Origin of the sequence: Limnothrix sp. FACHB-881, assembly GCF_014698135.1 — a bacterium.
Lineage (GTDB): Bacteria > Cyanobacteriota > Cyanobacteriia > CACIAM-69d > CACIAM-69d > CACIAM-69d.
Window position 1 is genome coordinate 204,887 of record NZ_JACJSN010000006.1, and the last position, 16,986, is coordinate 221,872.

General features: G+C 54.6%; 16 protein-coding genes. 6 read left to right on the plus strand and 10 right to left on the minus strand.

The annotated features are described in order from the left end of the window. Window positions 1-768: 768 nt before the first annotated feature. From H6G52_RS08205 to H6G52_RS08220, 4 genes are all read left to right on the plus strand, one after another. Window positions 769-1,182, plus strand: a complete 414-nt coding sequence (locus H6G52_RS08205; protein ID WP_143472955.1) for a hypothetical protein — start codon at window positions 769-771, stop codon at window positions 1,180-1,182. 118 nt (window positions 1,183-1,300) lie between these two features. Then, window positions 1,301-1,756: a peroxiredoxin gene (locus tag H6G52_RS08210; protein WP_099532508.1), complete on the plus strand. Its 456-nt coding sequence runs from the start codon at window positions 1,301-1,303 to the stop codon at window positions 1,754-1,756. An 88-nt stretch (window positions 1,757-1,844) separates the two neighbouring features. After that, window positions 1,845-2,327 carry a glutathione peroxidase gene (locus tag H6G52_RS08215; RefSeq protein ID WP_190527614.1) on the plus strand — a complete coding sequence of 161 codons (483 nt, stop codon included), beginning with the start codon at window positions 1,845-1,847 and terminating at the stop codon, window positions 2,325-2,327. A 522-nt stretch (window positions 2,328-2,849) separates the two neighbouring features. Then, window positions 2,850-3,425, plus strand: a complete 576-nt coding sequence (locus H6G52_RS08220) for a DUF3747 domain-containing protein (protein ID WP_255508508.1) — start codon at window positions 2,850-2,852, stop codon at window positions 3,423-3,425. Between the two features lie 124 nt (window positions 3,426-3,549). Here the strand turns inward: H6G52_RS08220 and H6G52_RS08225 are convergent, their stop codons facing one another. Together H6G52_RS08225 and H6G52_RS08230 are read right to left on the minus strand one after the other, a co-directional pair. After that, window positions 3,550-3,930: a hypothetical protein gene (locus H6G52_RS08225; protein WP_190527616.1), complete on the minus strand. Its 381-nt coding sequence runs from the start codon at window positions 3,928-3,930 to the stop codon at window positions 3,550-3,552. A 42-nt stretch (window positions 3,931-3,972) separates the two neighbouring features. After that, window positions 3,973-5,550, minus strand: coding sequence for a photosystem II high light acclimation radical SAM protein (locus H6G52_RS08230; RefSeq protein WP_190527618.1), 1,578 nt, complete (start codon window positions 5,548-5,550; stop codon window positions 3,973-3,975). A 681-nt stretch (window positions 5,551-6,231) separates the two neighbouring features. Here H6G52_RS08230 and H6G52_RS08235 point away from each other — a divergent pair. After that, window positions 6,232-6,591 carry a DUF1830 domain-containing protein gene (locus H6G52_RS08235; protein ID WP_099532504.1) on the plus strand — a complete coding sequence of 120 codons (360 nt, stop codon included), beginning with the start codon at window positions 6,232-6,234 and terminating at the stop codon, window positions 6,589-6,591. Window positions 6,592-6,889: 298 nt separating this feature from the next. Further along, window positions 6,890-7,363: a DUF4079 domain-containing protein gene (locus H6G52_RS08240; RefSeq protein ID WP_190527619.1), complete on the plus strand. Its 474-nt coding sequence runs from the start codon at window positions 6,890-6,892 to the stop codon at window positions 7,361-7,363. Between the two features lie 29 nt (window positions 7,364-7,392). On the opposite strand, the gene argH is transcribed toward H6G52_RS08240, so the two are convergent. The 8 genes from argH to pgl all read right to left on the minus strand — a co-directional run bounded on the left by argH (window position 7,393) and on the right by pgl (window position 16,615). After that, on the minus strand, window positions 7,393-8,808 hold the full coding sequence (argH, locus tag H6G52_RS08245) for an argininosuccinate lyase (RefSeq protein WP_190527621.1): 1,416 nt from the start codon (window positions 8,806-8,808) through the stop codon (window positions 7,393-7,395). 145 nt (window positions 8,809-8,953) lie between these two features. Beyond that, window positions 8,954-9,133, minus strand: a complete 180-nt coding sequence (locus H6G52_RS19065) for a hypothetical protein (RefSeq protein ID WP_370567123.1) — start codon at window positions 9,131-9,133, stop codon at window positions 8,954-8,956. A 386-nt stretch (window positions 9,134-9,519) separates the two neighbouring features. After that, window positions 9,520-11,028, minus strand: coding sequence for a PP2C family protein-serine/threonine phosphatase (locus H6G52_RS08255; RefSeq protein WP_190527623.1), 1,509 nt, complete (start codon window positions 11,026-11,028; stop codon window positions 9,520-9,522). 195 nt (window positions 11,029-11,223) lie between these two features. Next, window positions 11,224-13,002: a signal recognition particle-docking protein FtsY gene (ftsY, locus tag H6G52_RS08260; RefSeq protein WP_190527624.1), complete on the minus strand. Its 1,779-nt coding sequence runs from the start codon at window positions 13,000-13,002 to the stop codon at window positions 11,224-11,226. A gap of 75 nt (window positions 13,003-13,077) precedes the next feature. After that, a complete protein-coding gene (gene nusB / locus H6G52_RS08265; protein ID WP_190355305.1) occupies window positions 13,078-13,716 on the minus strand; it encodes a transcription antitermination factor NusB in 639 nt (212 codons plus the stop codon). A gap of 603 nt (window positions 13,717-14,319) precedes the next feature. After that, complete coding sequence (locus H6G52_RS08270; protein WP_099532498.1) at window positions 14,320-14,697, minus strand: single-stranded DNA-binding protein; 378 nt, start codon at window positions 14,695-14,697, stop codon at window positions 14,320-14,322. Window positions 14,698-14,841: 144 nt separating this feature from the next. Beyond that, entirely contained in the window at window positions 14,842-15,588 is a 747-nt protein-coding gene (locus H6G52_RS08275; protein WP_099532497.1) for an FHA domain-containing protein, read from the minus strand. A 145-nt stretch (window positions 15,589-15,733) separates the two neighbouring features. Further along, complete coding sequence (pgl, locus tag H6G52_RS08280; RefSeq protein WP_190527626.1) at window positions 15,734-16,615, minus strand: 6-phosphogluconolactonase; 882 nt, start codon at window positions 16,613-16,615, stop codon at window positions 15,734-15,736. Window positions 16,616-16,986: the final 371 nt, after the last annotated feature.

The window sequence follows — 16,986 nt, forward strand, 5'->3', positions numbered from 1 at the left end:
ATTTTCCCAGCACCAAACATCATCTTGATCAAGTCCTTCCGCAGGATTGACAACACCTCCAAAAGCTTAAGGATCATAGACTTTCGCTTGCTTTAATTGCGTTGCAATTGCATTGATGCCAAAGAGCCAGGAATCTCAACAGGATTCAACAGTCCTCTAGAGGCATTTAGAGACATTGATGCAAAAATGTTGCTGAAAATGTCGCGTTCAACCGATCAATTGCCTGTTACTCAGGATTTCAAGATAGGTTTGCATCGGCTTCAAAGTAGATTGGCTTGCGGTAGGCTGGCTTACTTCCAAGGCAAACCATGCACCATTCAAGGGTGATGCAATTCAAGGGCAATTAATGAATTGATTAATAGTTTGGCTAACGAGCTGGTCTAATTAGTCTGTTTGATTACTCAATTCATTGATTTATGAGTCGTTAGAAATTCATCCGGATCTCATACCCCATTCTGGATGAACTAACTATGGGCAGCCGCCAGACTCAACGATCGATTGTTGCTGATTTTCTCTGATTTTTAGGGTCACGAATTTCAGTTCTGCCATCGTTAAAAAAGTCACCCTCATTGCACCAGTTTTACGGAGAGGGGTAATCCTCCCTACTGCCCCTAGCACATTGCCGAATCACAAGCAAATTGCTAGAACCTTGGGGGATTTGGGTTTCCTGAAACCCAGACCATGCTGGGGGATCACATCGTGTATCAGGGTGCAGCCCACTAGCTCAACTATCCATTTCTGCTTAACTGCGCTCACTCACTGGTTTTGATGAACGCTTTCCAGCCCCAGCACCGTCCTGATCCACCGGTACAACGCCGACCCAGGTTGCGTCCCAAGCAACTGCCGAAGTCTGCGTCCTATCGGTCGATCGCCCTGGAAAGCCTGTTCAAGCTGTCCGTTAACAGCCTGTTGGCGCTCATTGCGATCGCGGCGCTGGTGCAGTGGATCCCGCTCTATGCCACCCGTCGGGCAGAATTACGGCAACTGCAAGCGGAAGTGCGCCTGGTGGAAACCCGAGTGCAAACCTTGCGATCGGAAATGACCCAAAACTTTGACCCCGCACGCAATCGAGCCACCGTTGAAGCGGAAACGGGCCGCGTGCCCCTCAATCAGCGGCCGGTGCGGTGGCAGCCCGATCGCCCCAGTCAGCCCGACTTTGAAGAAGGGGACGGCCTCCCTTAGGCAATCCTGAAAATTGCTCCGCCACCCGCTGCTTCCTTGGGCCGATTGGCCAGCCGCCATGGGCCCTGCGGTAGCATTAGCCATGGTTCACAAATCGCAATGCTTTCCTTAGGTTCCTATGGCTATTCAAGTGGGCGATCGCGCGCCGGATTTTTCCCTGCCAGCTCAAACGGGCGAAACCATTACCCTGAGTCAGTTTGCGGGTAAACAACCCGTCGTGCTCTACTTTTACCCCAAGGACGACACGCCCGGTTGCACGATCGAAGCCTGTGCTTTCCGCGATAGCTACGAAGCCTTTCAAGGGGCCGGCGCAGCAGTGATCGGCGTGAGCAGCGACTCCGTGGATTCCCACAAAACGTTCGCGGAAAAATATAGTCTGCCCTTCGCCCTCGTGAGCGATCGCGATGGGGCCCTGCGCAAGGCCTACGGTGTCCCAAACACGCTGTTTGTGGTTCCGGGCCGGGTTACCTACGTCATCGACAAAGCGGGCATCGTGCGCCACCAGTTCAACGATCTGTTGAATGCCAAGGGCCACGTGACCGAAGCGCTCAAAATTGTGCAAGGGTTGGGCTAGCCCCCCGAAGGGTCACCCCCGGGATCATTTCCATCCCAAACCGCTATCCTAGACAACCATCACCGGCGACACGACAAGCACACTCATCATGGCAACCATCACCGATCTCTCAGTCAAAACCATTGACGGCGAAGACCGTGCCCTCAGCAGCTATCAAGGGCAGGTGCTTTTGATTGTGAACGTGGCTTCCTATTGTGGCTACACGCCGCAATATCAAGGCCTTCAGGCCTTACATGAAAAATATAGTGCCCAAGGTCTGCGGATTTTGGCCTTTCCTTGCAACGATTTTGGTTCCCAAGAACCCGGAACCAACGACCAAATTAAGACCTTCTGCTCAACGCGCTATAGCGTGACTTTTGAGCTGTTTGACAAGGTACATGCCAAGGGAGCCGAGCAACACCCGCTCTATGCCCGCCTGACCTCGGAAGCCGAGCCGACTGGGGATGTGGCCTGGAACTTTGAAAAGTTTCTGATTGGTAAAAATGGCGAAATTCTGGGTCGTTTCCCCAGCCGCATCGCCCCGGATTCGGCTGAATTGATCGGCGCGATCGAGCAGGCCCTAGCTGCCTAAATCAGGTCTGAATTGAGTGCTTCATTCAAGCTTTGTGATTGCTTGATTCTTGATGCCTCATGCTTGATCTTGCTGCTTGATCTTGCTGCTTGATTGCTACGGTTTGATTTTTGATGGGCATTACTTTTTGATGGACATTACAGTGAGGATAGGAACTTTTTCAATAGTCCCTATCCTTCTCTGTAATCTCCTGATGTAATCTCTCGATCGCCCGTTGAGCTGCTCCTGATTTAGCCATTCTTGAGCCATTGATCGCCATCCCTCGGAACGAATCCAATCGCAACCAGCTTCTTCAGCATTCTCCAAGACCATCTCTAAGCGTTTGTTTGCACTTTTCCCGATCGCCCGCTGAGCATTCCGGCTAACCCTACTCTGCTTAATGACTGTTTGCACTGGTCGTTGATGATTGGTCAATCCAAGGACAATCCTATGGCTCCAAATTCTCGGAACTACTCCCTTAGCAACCCTGGGCTAGGGATCCTCTCACTGGCTTTGGGTCTTGGTTTGGGAACAATGGGAGCAATGGGATCATGGGCCGCAATACCCACCCCAGAAACGCCTAAATCCACTATGTTTGATCAACAGGAAGTTGATCAAACACGCTTCATTGCGATTGCACAGCCCCTCGGCACGGATTCTTTTAAGCTCTTGGTTTTGGAGCAAGTGTCTAATCAGCGGCTTTGCTGGGCCGAAAGTGGAAACTACCCCGTAGTGGTTGATCCGTTGCTGGTTAACTTCAATTTCACAGGCATTTGTGGACGCAGCATTGATAGCAATGGCTTCTCTGTGCGAGTAGCCAAACGTGATTTAGGGCTGCAATATTCCCTCCGTCTCAGCCGTCGATTTAATTCAGTGGTGTTGCAAGGAGTGCCCTTCGGTGCCAATGGTGGCCCGGTGATGGACATTGCCAGCACCCGAGGATTCACTTCTGGATTTTTGAAGCTGCAACTTTTTCCCGGATGGCGATTTACTAAACGCTCCTATCAAGGCCGCCCCTTGGGCCATGTTTACTTCACCAACGATTCTTTTGATTCGGCGGTGACCCCCAAGGAAAACCCGGAGCGATCGCCCGAGAAGCCTCAGCCTACGGTCAATTAAACCGAGGCAAGGCTCAATAAGGCTCAATTCTGTTCATGGGCGATCGCGGTCAATTTCGCCGTCAATTTCGATCGCCTTCTTGGCCGCCTCAATGGTGATCGCGATGGTGCAATTGATGGGGCAATTATGGTGCGGTCTCAGGTTCGATTCCCGATCGCCCGATTTCCGGTAACCCAATTTCCGATTCCAATTGGGTTGACAACTCAGGCTCAAAAACCTGAGAAATTTGAGACCCAGACCACTCCGCAATCAGGGATTCTGCCCGATCGGGATTGGTGTAAATCAGTTCCAGTAAGGCCCCAGGATCTTGACCGATCGCCCGGGCATAGAACCCCACTTCGGCCATAATTCGCCCTTCCGACTGTCGCAAATACATCGACAAGCAGTGATGAGCTTGATTGTTGCGGCTGCGTTGGGTTCGGAAAAAAGCCAACGCCGACAGCAACCGATCTTCATAGGGGGCCAAAGGACGCAGGGCGATCGGCTCGGGGGTTGAAGGCTCCATGGCTCGGGGGGGTGAAGTGGAAAAGCAACCGCTCAAACATCCCTAGGGCGTTTTGATCAGCTCGCGGCTCTGGGTTTTTGGGGCGATCGGGGCCGAAAGGGCCGCCTCCAAAGAGCTGCGGCCCAACCGACGCTCCAAAATTCGCATCACTTCCCGGCCGAAATCATTGCTGTTGCTGCGCCAAGCTTCCAGGCACACTTCCCCAAAAAACGACCCCAACGGTTCCGGATTCCAGAGCAGCTTCCGCGCCGTCCAAGGCATCAGGCTCATGGGGTCATAACCGGGTTTCAGAATTTCCTTCTTGAGGGCATATTCTTCCAGGTGAGTATGGGGTTGCAAACCAATGAAGAAAATTGCTGGCTCCACCTTGTCAGCCCCAAAAACTTCCTCCAGGGCCCGATGATAGGCGATGGTTTGGCGAATGGTTTCATAGGTTTCATCAATCACATTGAAGGAGTAATTAACCGAAACCACATCCTCAAAACCAGCCGCTTTTAGGTCACGACAATTTTGCAGAACCGTGCGCAAGTTATAGCCCATTCGCATTTTGCGCACCAGTTCTTGAGATCCACTAGTAATCCCAATTTCAAAATAGTTCATGCCCGTTTTCACCATCAGATCACAGAGTTCTGGATCGAGGTTGTCGGCGCGAATATAGGCAGCCCAATGAATATCCGTCATGCCAGCCGCCAGGACATTTCTGAGCAATTCCTTGGCATCTTCAATGAAGCGCCGAGCCGGGATAAATTGGGCATCGGTGAACCAAAAGTTGCGAACACCCAATTGATAAAGCTGCTGCATTTCTGCAACCACTTCAACGGCCGGATTAATCCGAACTTGCTTACCCTCAATGACGGTATAGACGCAATAGCAGCAGTTATGGGGGCAACCGCGCTTGGTTTGCACACCGATATAAAAGTCCCGATCGCGGAAATAGTAGCTAAAGGCAGGCCAGATTGTTTGAATGTAGGCGTAGTTACAGGCGGTTTTTTCCAAGGGCGCAGGTGGTTCATGCACCAGGCCCACACGGGGCTTCGTTTCCCCGGCAATGTAACAGCGTTCCTGGTCTAAGGACTCGCCTCGCAGCAGTTTTTCCAGCAGGGTTTCCCCTTCCCCAACGGAGACGATCGTGCCCTTGGGAAGCGACCGCTGCAACTGTTCATAAAACACACTGACGGCCCCGCCGCCCACCACTGCCCGGGCGCTGGAATTGTAGCGTCGGGCCCGGCGCAGTCCCCGCCGAATGAGGCCCTGATTGCGCCAAAGTTCCGCATAGTAGGCGCTGGTGACCCGCAAACCGCCCAAGGCTCCCCGAAGCTTGATTAAGGGGTTTTTGGCGTAATAAAACTCGAAGGCATTTTGCAGCGGATTGCCACCACGGCCGCCCACGGGTGCATAGATCTGAATGTCGCGCCAGGAAAAAACCAGCAGGGTGGGCCGGAAGGCATCGATTTCCGCATCAAGGGCCGCTTTGAAGTCCAAGGGCGGCACGGTTCCCAGGTCAAAGAGCCGCTGCTCGATCGCGGGAAACTGCTTGTGTACGTGGTCAGCGAGATAAACCACCCCGATCGGGAAGATGGGGTTACAGGGCAGTCGGACGTACAAAATGCGATCGGCCATCATCCACTTCCCTAACTGTCGCAACGGATCATTAAGGCTTGTTCATATAAGTTAACGATAGCATCAGACCTTGGCCGGATTTCACCCGAGCCACCATTTCAGGCTAATTTTCTTCAAAAATTGGGCCCGCAAGAGTCGTCCCTGGAGTCTCCAGATCGTAGCAGGTGGGTCTTGTCCGTTAGCAAATGGTGACGATTCCACACCTTGAATCGTCAAGCTCCCACGATTTCGGGAGCCTTGAGCTAGCATGAAAGAATAGATCAACTGGCAATTGAACCAATTGGTAAGAGTTGATCAAATTCATAGAATTTGCAGAGAACTTCACAAGAAATTCAAGGAAGTTTGAGGGAGATTTTATTTGAATTTTTCAGAAAAATTAGGTTCTTTTCAAGACCTGTACCCAATAGAGCTTGGGTTGTGGGAGATTGCTATTGAGCCGCCACTTTCAGCTCAATTGAGACCCGTTTTAGTTGAGATTTGGTTGATCCTTAATCGAGCCTTGGTCGAGTCTTGTCAGGATCTTGATTTGGAAAATTGATGTTCGTTAGATTTTCTTAAAGATTCGAAAATTGAAAAGCCGCTCGTTGGTAATCGGGTTTACAGCTTGTCGGCAAAGGGGGTGTTAGCGTAGCAAAATCGTTCTATTCCCTTGATCTACCCTTGGCTCCTATCCCTGCAACCATGGCACAAATTATCGATCCCATTCCCAATGACGATCGGCAAAAGCTCCTTTGCTGCTACGTCAATGCCACGAGCAAGATTCAAGTTGCTCGGATCACGAACATTGCGAATTGGTATTTTGAACGGGTGGTTTTTCCGGGACAACGCTTGGTTTTTGAAGCGCTGCCAGAAGCACAACTGGAAATTCACACGGGCATGATGGCTAGCTCAATTCTTTCTGATCGAATTCCCTGTTCGGAATTGTCTTTTGAGGAAGACATGGAGAGTCTAGTTGACTCGCCCGATCGTGCGAATGAAACCGTTAATCGGGAAACCGAAACCCGTTCAGATCCGGAACCGGCCGTTTCGGTTGGGGCCTAGTGACCCATTAGTTGCTGGTCCAAAGACCGCCCAGAGGAGTAATGAGGCGGTCAGGGGGGACAGCTCGGATTGGGCTGGGTGTGATGGATACGACGCTGAAGGTGGTGCTGAGTTCTGAGGCCATGGCACTAGATGAGCAGCGCGAGACAGGCAGCGTAGATGTTAGGCTCGATGGAAGCGCTGTTATGGATCTCCGATGGTTAAGAAATGCTGTGACATTTTGTTAACTGATTGTTAATTCATCGGGTGCTTCATCTCATCTTGTCACTTCAGTTTTGAGCAACTTGAGCGAATTGATTTGAACCTGCCGGATTTTTTGTGGCTGTGGCGAATTGCCGCATGGTCAATGGGCCTGACGCTGACGGCCTATAGTTTGCTGGGTGTGACGGGAGTGGTGTTGAGGCGCGATCGCTTAAGGTCTAGCGATCGCGCCTTAGCTATGGCAACGACTATGGCAACAACCCTTCCAAGCTGGCTGCGGCCGCTGCACATCACCCTGGGCATTGGGTTGGTGGCGTTGGTGTTGCTGTTGCTGGGGGTGGGAATTGTCGGCACGTTGGGGCATTTTGGCAGCTTGGGCCACTCGCCCCACCTGCTGGCGGGATTGACCGTGGTGGGGCTTGTCGGCTTGTCGGCTTGGAGCGCGAGTCGGATTGCGATCGAGCGCCCTTGGGCCCGATCGCTCCATTGGCGCACCAATTTAGTTTTGTGCTTGGCCCTGCTGTGGGTATTGGGAACCGGTTGGACTGTGGTGCAGAAATACCTGCCCTAGCCCTTGATTAACCCTTAATGAACCCTTGATTAACCCTGTGGAGCAGCGATCGCGGTCTGATGTCGATCGCGGGCGGCGGCCAAGGCCTCTCGCACCTGCGCAAACCCCGTTCCCCCAAAGCTATTGCGGGCGGCAATCACCTGCTGAGGCGCGATCGCCCCATAGATATCAGCCTCAAACGCCGGGTGCAGCGCCTGCCATTCTTCGAGGGTCAGATCCTTCAGCAGCTTGCCCGCCTCCAAACAGGTGCGCACCACCTTGCCCACCAGGTTGTAAGCTTCCCGGAAGGGTACGCCCTTGGCGGCCAAGTAATCAGCCACATCCGTCGCATTCGAGAAATCTTCGCTGACGGCCGCTTCCAACCGAGCCGTGCGGAAGCTCAATCCTTCGGAGAACAGAATGGTCATGGCTTCCAAGCAGCCTTGAACTGTCTTCACCGTGTCAAAGAGCGCTTCCTTATCCTCTTGCAGGTCTTTGTTGTAAGCCAGGGGCAAGCCCTTCATCAGCACCAACAGGGCTTGGAGATGGCCAAACACGCGCCCGGTTTTGCCGCGCACCAACTCCGGCACGTCAGGGTTTTTCTTTTGGGGCATGATGCTGGAACCGGTAGAGCAGGTGTCGCCCAGTTTCACAAACCCAAATTCTTCAGAACACCAGAGGATCACTTCCTCGGAGAGGCGTGACAGGTGAACCATGATCAGGCTGGCGGCGCAGAGGAACTCCACGGCAAAGTCCCGATCGCTCACCCCATCAAGGCTGTTGGCGTAGGGGCGATCGAACCCCAGCAGTTGGGCGGTGTAGTGGCGGTCGATCGGGAACGTTGTGCCTGCCAGGGCCCCGCTTCCCAGAGGACAAAGATTGGTGCGGCGGCGAATTTCGCCCAACCGTTCCCAGTCGCGAGCCGTCATTTCCACATAGGCCAGCAGGTGATGGGCGAGGCTCACCGGTTGGGCCCGTTGCAGATGGGTATAGCCCGGAATCGGCGTTTCCACATAGGTTTCCGCCAAAGTCAGCAGGGCCCCTTGGAAATCAAGCAATTGCTGGCGAATTTGGTCAATCTGGTTTCGCAAATACAGGCGCGTATCGGTTCCCACCTGATCATTGCGAGATCGAGCCGTGTGCAGCTTTTTGCCCGCATCGCCAATCAGTTCCGTGAGCCGTCGTTCCACCGCAAAGTGGACATCCTCCGCTTCCACACCCGGGTTGAACTGACCGGCGCGATATTCCTGGCGAATTTGCTCTAAACCCGCCACAATTTGCTCGGCTTCCTCGGGGGCAATAATCCCCTGGTGACCCAACATCCGGGCGTGGGCCTGGGAACCGGTCAAGTCATATTCAATTAGTTCAATATCAAACCCGATACTGGCATTAAAACGGGCGATCGCCGGATGCAACGCGCTTTCAAAACGTTGACTCCAGGTTTGGGTTTGGCTGGAATTGCTCATGGTGGGCAAAGGATCGACCGCCGCTCACGACAGTCAAAAGTGGCAATCAGGAACGGCAATCAGTATCCCATGCCAACGTTAAGGAAATGTGCTTATTGCGACGACAATCCAAAGCTTGCTGCCCGCCATCGAAGCGCCATCTTCCTTAGCCGTAGGTGGTGGCTTGGCGAATGATGTATCCCAACACGAGACCGATCAACAGGGCCCAAATTTGCCCCGTTTGCACAAAATGAGACCAAAATCGCTGGATTTGCCCCATGAAATCGGGAGTTTCAAACTGAGCCGCAAAAAGGGTGGGATGGGCCAGGCTGGGGCCGCCGGCCATCGCCCCTTGGGCCAAGCTGCCCAACAGGAACACCACTAAGCAGCCAATCACAGCCCAAAGCAAGGTGCTGACCCAGCTCGATCGTCGATCGAACCGCAGCCAGCGCCGTCGCCCAGTGGAATTAACGGGCGGTTGGGAAGACGTTTCATAATCCATGGGATGACGCATAATCACTACCTCTGCGACAACGATCCTTCAGGGCACCCCCCTCGGGTTGAGTGATTCCACAGTAACCAGTTTGCGAGAAAATTCAACCGATTTGGTCAATCGTCAGGAGTTCTGGCTGGGGAGCCTGACCTGCAAACCCAGTGGGCAATCTGCCTGGGAAATACTCGCTGATCTTCAGCAAAGTTGATTAATTCTCCAAAATACTCCTGAATCTTGCCTCAGGCTAACTGCATGGCGGTCGATCGCGGTAAATCTGGTAGTTGCGGCTCCTGGGTAATGCGCAGAACAATGCCGGTCATGTCATCGGAATTACGATTTTCGGAACCGATGAACTCCTGCACCCGATCAAACAAGTGATTCAGAATTCCTTGGGCGTTGTCGTAGTTGTGGCAAGCCCAATAAAACCCATCCCGCAGGCGATCTTCCTCAAACCGTTGGCCACGGGGATCAGCCGCATCGGTGAAGCCATCGGTGAAAAACATGATCGTGTCGCCCGGATAAAGCTGAATTTGGGCATCGTTGAATTCACTGTTGGCATCTAGACCAATCAACATGCCTTCCGTGTCCAGAGCCACGATTTGATCCGATCGCGATTGCCAAAGCAGCGGTGGGTTATGGGCCGCGTTGCTGTAGGACAGGATGCGCGTTTTCGGGTCATATTCCGAATAAAACAGGGTGACGAACCGGTGGGAATTTTCCAAGTCCGCATACATCACCCGATTCAGATGGTGCAAAATTCGTGCGGGGGAATGGCCGTTCAGCACCTCAGCCCGCAACATACCCCGGGTCATGGTCATGATCAGGCCAGCAGGCACACCTTTACCCATCACATCCCCGATCGCGATGCTCCAGGGGGTGGTTTCCGTGCCGCCGAGTTTTGTTTGGGCGTTGCGGCTCAGGCTGGGGGAGCCATTGCGACAAACGGGGATGAAGTCGTAATAATCGCCACCCACCCGATCGGCCGTTTCGCAACGGGCCGCCAGATCAACACCTTGGATTTTGGGATATTGGCGCGGCAGCAACCGCAGTTGAATTTCGGCCCCAATTTCCAATTCCCGATCGAGCCGTTCCTTTTTCCGCAGCTCAACGGTTAAGTCGGCATTGTCGATCGCCACGGCCGTTTGATCCGCCACCAATCGCACCAGTTTTTGGCGCTTGGAAGTCCAGGCAAAATCCGGCGCACAACAGAAGGCATAGAGCCGGCCCCGCTCCACCTCGTTCACCAAAATGGATGCCCCAAAAACCCGCACACCGGCTCCCAAGGAATCGGCCACGGTTTGATCTAACAGGGCGATCGCGCCGGGATCAAATTCCACCTTGTGATCCTTGGTGGCATTGGCCGTCAGCACCCCTGTCACCTTGCGTGTGGCCAACTCCAGGGCCCGCCGGATGGGCCGCACCTGACATCGGTGATCCCCTAACTCCTGACAGTGCAACTGTTCTAGGCGCACTTGCCCATTGGGCCGAAACAGCACCAAAGCCCCGCCGTCCGCATCGGCAACTCGGGTGGCAATCAAGGGAATCAGTTCCAGAAACTGATTCAGATTTTTGAAGCTCCGGAGGGCAAACCCCAGGGAGCTGAGCAGGTCTTGGACTTTGTATTGTTCGCGGTTGAGGCGGGCAACCAGTTCCTTTAGGGCAAAGACAGGGGTATTGTCGCCCGCCGCTAACAGATCAGCCGGGTCAGGAGGTTGCGATGAGGTGTGAGGGGCAGGGGCAGCGGACATTTCAAGGATCGATGAGCGATCGTGCCAGAGCGCCCAGTTTTGAGTTAGCTATGGTAGCGCCAAATCACTGGACTGCCAACAAAACAACAGAATTCAGAGAGGGCTTGTCAGTAGGACTGTTCGATCGGGTGTTGGGTTTTGTTGGTCAATCCCACCCCCCCAATTGCCACGAACTACCCGTTGACTAACCATCGCCTAACCGTTGAGCAGCGCCTCCACAAATTCGTAGCTAGAGAAGGGGCGCAGCGCTTCAATGCTTTCCCCCGCACCAATGAACCGGATGGGGAGATTGAGCTGCTGGGCGATCGCCAGGGCAATCCCCCCCTTAGCGGTGCTGTCGAGTTTAGTGAGGACTACGCCGCTCAGTTTAGCGGCTTCTGCAAAGACCTTAGCTTGCTGAAGGCCGTTTTGTCCTTGGGTGGCATCCAAAACCAACAGCGACTCCACGATCGCGCCGGGGGCCTGCTTGTCGATGATCCGGCGAATTTTAGCCAGCTCATCCATCAAATTCTTTTTGTTTTGCAGACGGCCAGCGGTGTCCACCAACAGCAATTCCGTTTCGCGGGCAGTGGCGGCGGTAATTGCATCGAAAACCACGGCGGCAGGGTCGGTATTTTTGCCGGGGTTAGCGATCGTTTCCACACCGGCTCGATCGCCCCAAACTTTCACCTGCTCCACGGCGGCGGCCCGGAAGGTGTCCCCCGCCGCAATCAGACAGCGGTAACCGGACTTGCTGCCCAGGCGGGCCAACTTCCCGATCGTGGTGGTTTTGCCTGCCCCATTCACACCCACGATCAGCCAAATATTCAGCTTGCCTTTTTCGGGAGCCAATAGGGGCAAGGTATCTGCGCCCGCCTCGCGGATGGGGCGATCGAGCAAATCCCGCAAAATCTGTTTCAAATAGGCGATCGCCGCTTCGGGGGGCAGGGCTTCTTCGCGCACCTTGTCTTGCAAAGCGCCAATGATCGCATCCGTCGCTTCCACGCCCGCATCGGCCTGGAGCAGCAGGGCTTCGATTTCTTCAACCGCATCCGCATTCAGCGGCCCCTGACCAACCAAGGACTTAAGCTGATTCACCAGGCCGCGGCGGGTTTTGTCTAGCCCTTGGCGCAAACGAGTGAGCCACTCAATTTCCTCAGCGGAAATATCTTCCGGGCGACGACCCTGGGCCGCCAAAATTTCCGCCGACCACAGGAAGTTTTCATCAAAAACGATCGCCCCCGGTGGCAGGGTTGCCGGTTCCGCTTCGGCCACGGGTTCCGGCTCCGGTTCCGGTTCCACAATCGCCTCGGCCTTGACCCGTTCCAGCCGTTCCGCGCGATCGGCCTCGGCCCGCTCCAGCAAGGAAGCCGACTCCGGAAGGGTGGGGCTAGCTGCCGCGATCGGCTCCGTTGGCTCAACGGGTTCCGGTTCCGGCTCTGGGGTAACTGGCGGTTGCTGAAGGTTTTGGTAAGCCGCTTTGGCCCACTGCAACAACTCATCCGCGTTGGAAGGAGCCGTTATCACTGGTTCCGGCTCTGGGGCGGGTTCCGGCGCTTCAGCCACCAACGGGGGAGCGGCCACGGGCGCAACCGGTGCGGCGATCGGTTCCGGCTCCGGTGTTGATTCTGGCTCGGTTGGTTCTGGTAATTCTGGTTCGGTTACTTCTGGCTCTGGGGCGATCAACTCTGGGGCGATCAACTCCGGCTCCGGTTCTGGCTCCGGTTCCGGCTCCGGTTCTGGCTCCGATTCCAAAGCAGCGATCGGTTCCAGTTCCGGCTCCGGGGTCAACTCCACCGTCAGCGCCTCAACCGCGACCGGCTCCGGTTCTGGCTCGGACTGAGGCTCAGGGTCGGGTTCCGCTTCCCCTTCTGGAGCCGTGGGGGTCGTTTCCGGGGCTGTTTCCGTGGGCTGGGCATCCGTGGGCTTGTCGGAGTCAAACTCAACGTAAAACTTCTCTTGGGAAAACTGACGTTGGAACCAGTTAAAAACCATCGATCGCGACCTTAGCAGTGACAGGAAGGCAAAGGAGCCAGGAAACAAAAAGTTAAAGACAGAGTAGCGCGGCCCCTAGGCACGGGTGGCCTTCATTTGGTCGATCGCCCGGCGCAACACACCGTTAATGAATCGGTAGCTGTCGGCCTCACTGTAGCGCTTGGCCAGCTCCACTGCTTCGTTAACCGCCACTTGCGGTGGCGTTTTCAGATAACAAATTTCCGCGATCGCCATGCGCAAAATATCCCGATCGATCCGTGCCAATCGGCTTAATTGCCAATCCACCATGCTGTCCGTCAAGGTTTGGTCAATCTCCGCCTGGTAGCGAGCCACCTTTGTCACCAAATCCAGAGCGTAATCTTGCACGTTCAGTTGTCCCGCCGCTTGCAGCATCTCTGGCAGTTCAACAGCCATGCCCAAGCGATTGATTGCTGACTGAGTAAACTCGATCGCCTCCTTCACCATGGCCACCGATCGCTGAGCATCGCTGGCCCGAATTTCCTCCCGCAACAGTTCCGTTTTGAGCAAACGCTCATTGCCCCGTTGCAATTCTGCGCTGGCCATCTCCAGGGTTTCCCGCACCTCAGCCATCAGGGTACGCACGGCCGCTTGCAACAGATCTTTTAGATCACGGTCTTGGAGTTTTTCAGGTTTATTGGGGAGCTGGCTAATGCTGAGGAGAGCCAGTTCACGGGCAATTCGGCGAGCTTGCATGGGGTTGAAGGGAAAATGCAGGGTGAAAGAAGCGCGATCGCCCAGGATAGCGCTCTTTGCCGCACAGCGATCCGTCACGCGACCAGCACCATCAAGGGCGGCTAATTGCTCTCAAGTGTTGCATCGGTCGGAACCGCCGACAAGGTACGGAATTCACCCACCAAGCCATCACGCGCCCTAACGGGTTTTAGCGTTGTTCAGATTACTGGTTTCGAGCGCTGGTTTCGAGCGCCTGTTCAGGGGCCGCTGGCAAGGTCTTTTGCGATGTCAAATTTTGCGATGTCAAACCCAAGGCCAGCAACCCTCAGGAAAGGGAGCCGAAGCCACATCATCAAATTGCCTTAAATTACCTTCAATCTTGATGTTCTGATTGGGCGATCGTGAGGGGCAAGGGGCTTAAGCCCCTTGTCTTTTTTGACTGTTGGAGTTAGTAAAGGATCGATTTTGGATAGTCAGATTTGAAGTTTCAAACAGCCTTCTTAATCAGCAGTCGCAGCGCCGAATTGCATGTTAGTCAATCGCTGCTTATGGCTAATGCTTCAGATCCATCCCAGACCAATTTCAGGTCAATTCCCCATTAATTTGCAAAAACTAATTTGCAGATCAAAATTCGTCGTAGTCGCTATAGCCGCCACCATTGCCGCCCCCTTCACTGGCATCCCGCTTGGAACCCAAAAGCTGCAAATCTCGCACCACCACCACGGGACTAGTCCGCTGGGCCCCAGACTGGCGATCGGTCCAGGTATCAATTTTGAGGCTGCCTTGCACTGCAATTTCCTTGCCCTTGCGCACATAGTTGGCGGCCACCTCAGCGGTTTTGCCCCAAATTTCCAAATTGAACCAATCGGGCCCATCATCGCGATTGCGTGAAGGGCGGTTCACCGCCAGGGTCAAGCGACATTTCACCGATCCAGACTCGAAATAGCGCACATCGGGATCACTGCCAGCGCGGCCCACCAGATTGACAACATTGATGCTCATGGTAACTACCGATTACAGCCATTTCATTCAAGCAACTTGCGACAGCCAATTCAACTGAATACTGATGAATACTCAGCAAATGCTAGGCAAATCCTAGGCAATTTGTAGGGCCAACCGAGAAAGATTAAAAGATTAATCGCAGGCTTAACTGCCCAGTTGGAACCAAAACGACACCAGATCATGCTTGCCTAAGGCAATGCGATCACCCGGCCGCAGCCGATGCCGATTGCCCGGAGCCAAAAACAACCCGTTGACATAGGTTCCATTAGCGCTGCCCGTATCCTCCAAATAATGGGCATCGCCCTCCACTCGAATGTCCGCATGGATCCGAGACACCACTTCCGCGTGGGGAAATCCTGAAACATCAATGTCCGGCGGTACGCGATCGTTGGGTTTGCCCAAATGGATGAGACTGATCTGCTCCGGTAACATCACAACCGCGCCGCTATGAACATGCACCAATCGGGCGATCGTCCGCTGCAATTGCGTCACGGCTCCCGGAATGGGCGCTGCTTCTGGGGTGGCTCCCATCAAGGCCGTGGGCGGCTCGGCGGGATCGCCCAAAGACCCGATCGGCTCGATTTCGGGACTGACTGGAAACAGCGATGCCCCGATCGGCTGTGTGAGATCGGTGATCTCTTCGTCACTGTCGGGGTGCGCAGGCGGCGCTGGCAAGGGAGGCGGAGCCGCCACGGGGCTGGGGGCCGGCAAGGGCGCGATCGAGGGAGCCGCCTGAAGATTGTGACCACATTGCCCACAGAAGTTGGCATCACTCAGAACCGGCGCACCGCAACGGGGACAGCTTTGCAGGGTGGGAAGGGCCGTGAAGCAGGCTTCACAAGTTACTGCATCGTCTGGGTTTGCGTGATTGCAATTAGGACAATTAACCATGGAGCCGATCGCGCCTGGGCGCTTGCAAAGGAGCAGAGGAACCAAAATTCAGTCGTTCAGTCGTTCAGTCAATTTCGGACAAGTTCGGATAATTTCGGACTCCAGGCCGCCGGGCTTGACCGCTGATTAACCGATCAGCCAGCGCCTAGAACTCCAGTCGCTCTCCAGCCGATTGATCAAACAGCCACCACAGTTCCCCCGACACCGGGCGCACCAATCGAGCTGGATAGGTTTGGTCTAGCAAAGCCGCCAAGGTGGGATCGTCACAAGGTGCAAACACCTGGGCGATCGCGGGTTGCTTGCTTTCCCCCGAGACCAAGAAAATCGTACAGCTTGCCTGGTTCAACACCGGCACAGTCAGGGTAATGCGGGGATCGTCACCCCGATTGCCTACCGTCACCCACCGATCGCGCACGGCCAAGGCAGCGGTGTTGGGAAACAAGGAAGCCGTATGTCCATCATCTCCCAAACCCAGCAACACCAGATCCAGGCTGGGAAAGTCTTCCGCTAGCCCCCACTGGTCGCAAAACAGGGCCCGCAATTGAGCCTCATACCGCGCCGCATCCTCCGCTGGGCTGGCTCCGTCGGTGGGCATGGGCCAACAGTTGGCGGCGGGAATGGGCACCCGATCGAGCCAAGCCTCCCGGGCCATTCGCTGGTTACTGTCTGGGCTGGTGGGCGGCACATAGCGCTCATCTCCCCAAAAGATAAAGAGCTTTGACCAATCCAAATCCGCTTGAGCCAACTGCTCATAAAGTGGCTTAGGGGTGCTGCCGCCGGCCAGAGCCATGGTGCAACGGCCCGATCGCTTCAAGGCATGGTCAATTTGACTCAAAACCACTTCCACCGCTCGCTCAATTAGCTCAGGGCGATCGGGCCAAATTTCCACCGTTGGCAGTTGGGCCGGAAGCGATTCAGCAGGAAATGGGAATGATGGACTAGACGAATTCGCCGACTCCGATCGGGCATCGGCTCCGGAAGCCGCATCCGTTGCCCCACTGGCAGGATCTGGGAACGCTGAGGTCATGATCGAAAAATGCTAAAGACCCGGGCCGCCACCCGGCCCGGTCAACTCCCCTAGCCTAACCGATTGATCGGAAATTCAATAACAGCTAATCGAAAGACACGCCCAAGATCTACCAAAATTAAGATCCATCAAAGTTCGAAGCCAAAATTGGGAGCCAAAATTGGAAGTGTAAAATTTCATCGAAATCAGCGGGCGATTATCCTAAGTTGCTGAAACAATAGGGCACGGGAAAAGCCATGAAACGCTGACTTCAAATTTTGACCACAAACATTGGCTGCAATTTTTGATCTCAATCGTGGCTCGCAACCCATTGCGATCGCCCGTTGGCCTGGCGCAATGGTAGCCGGTTCGATCGCCTCCTGATTTGGCTG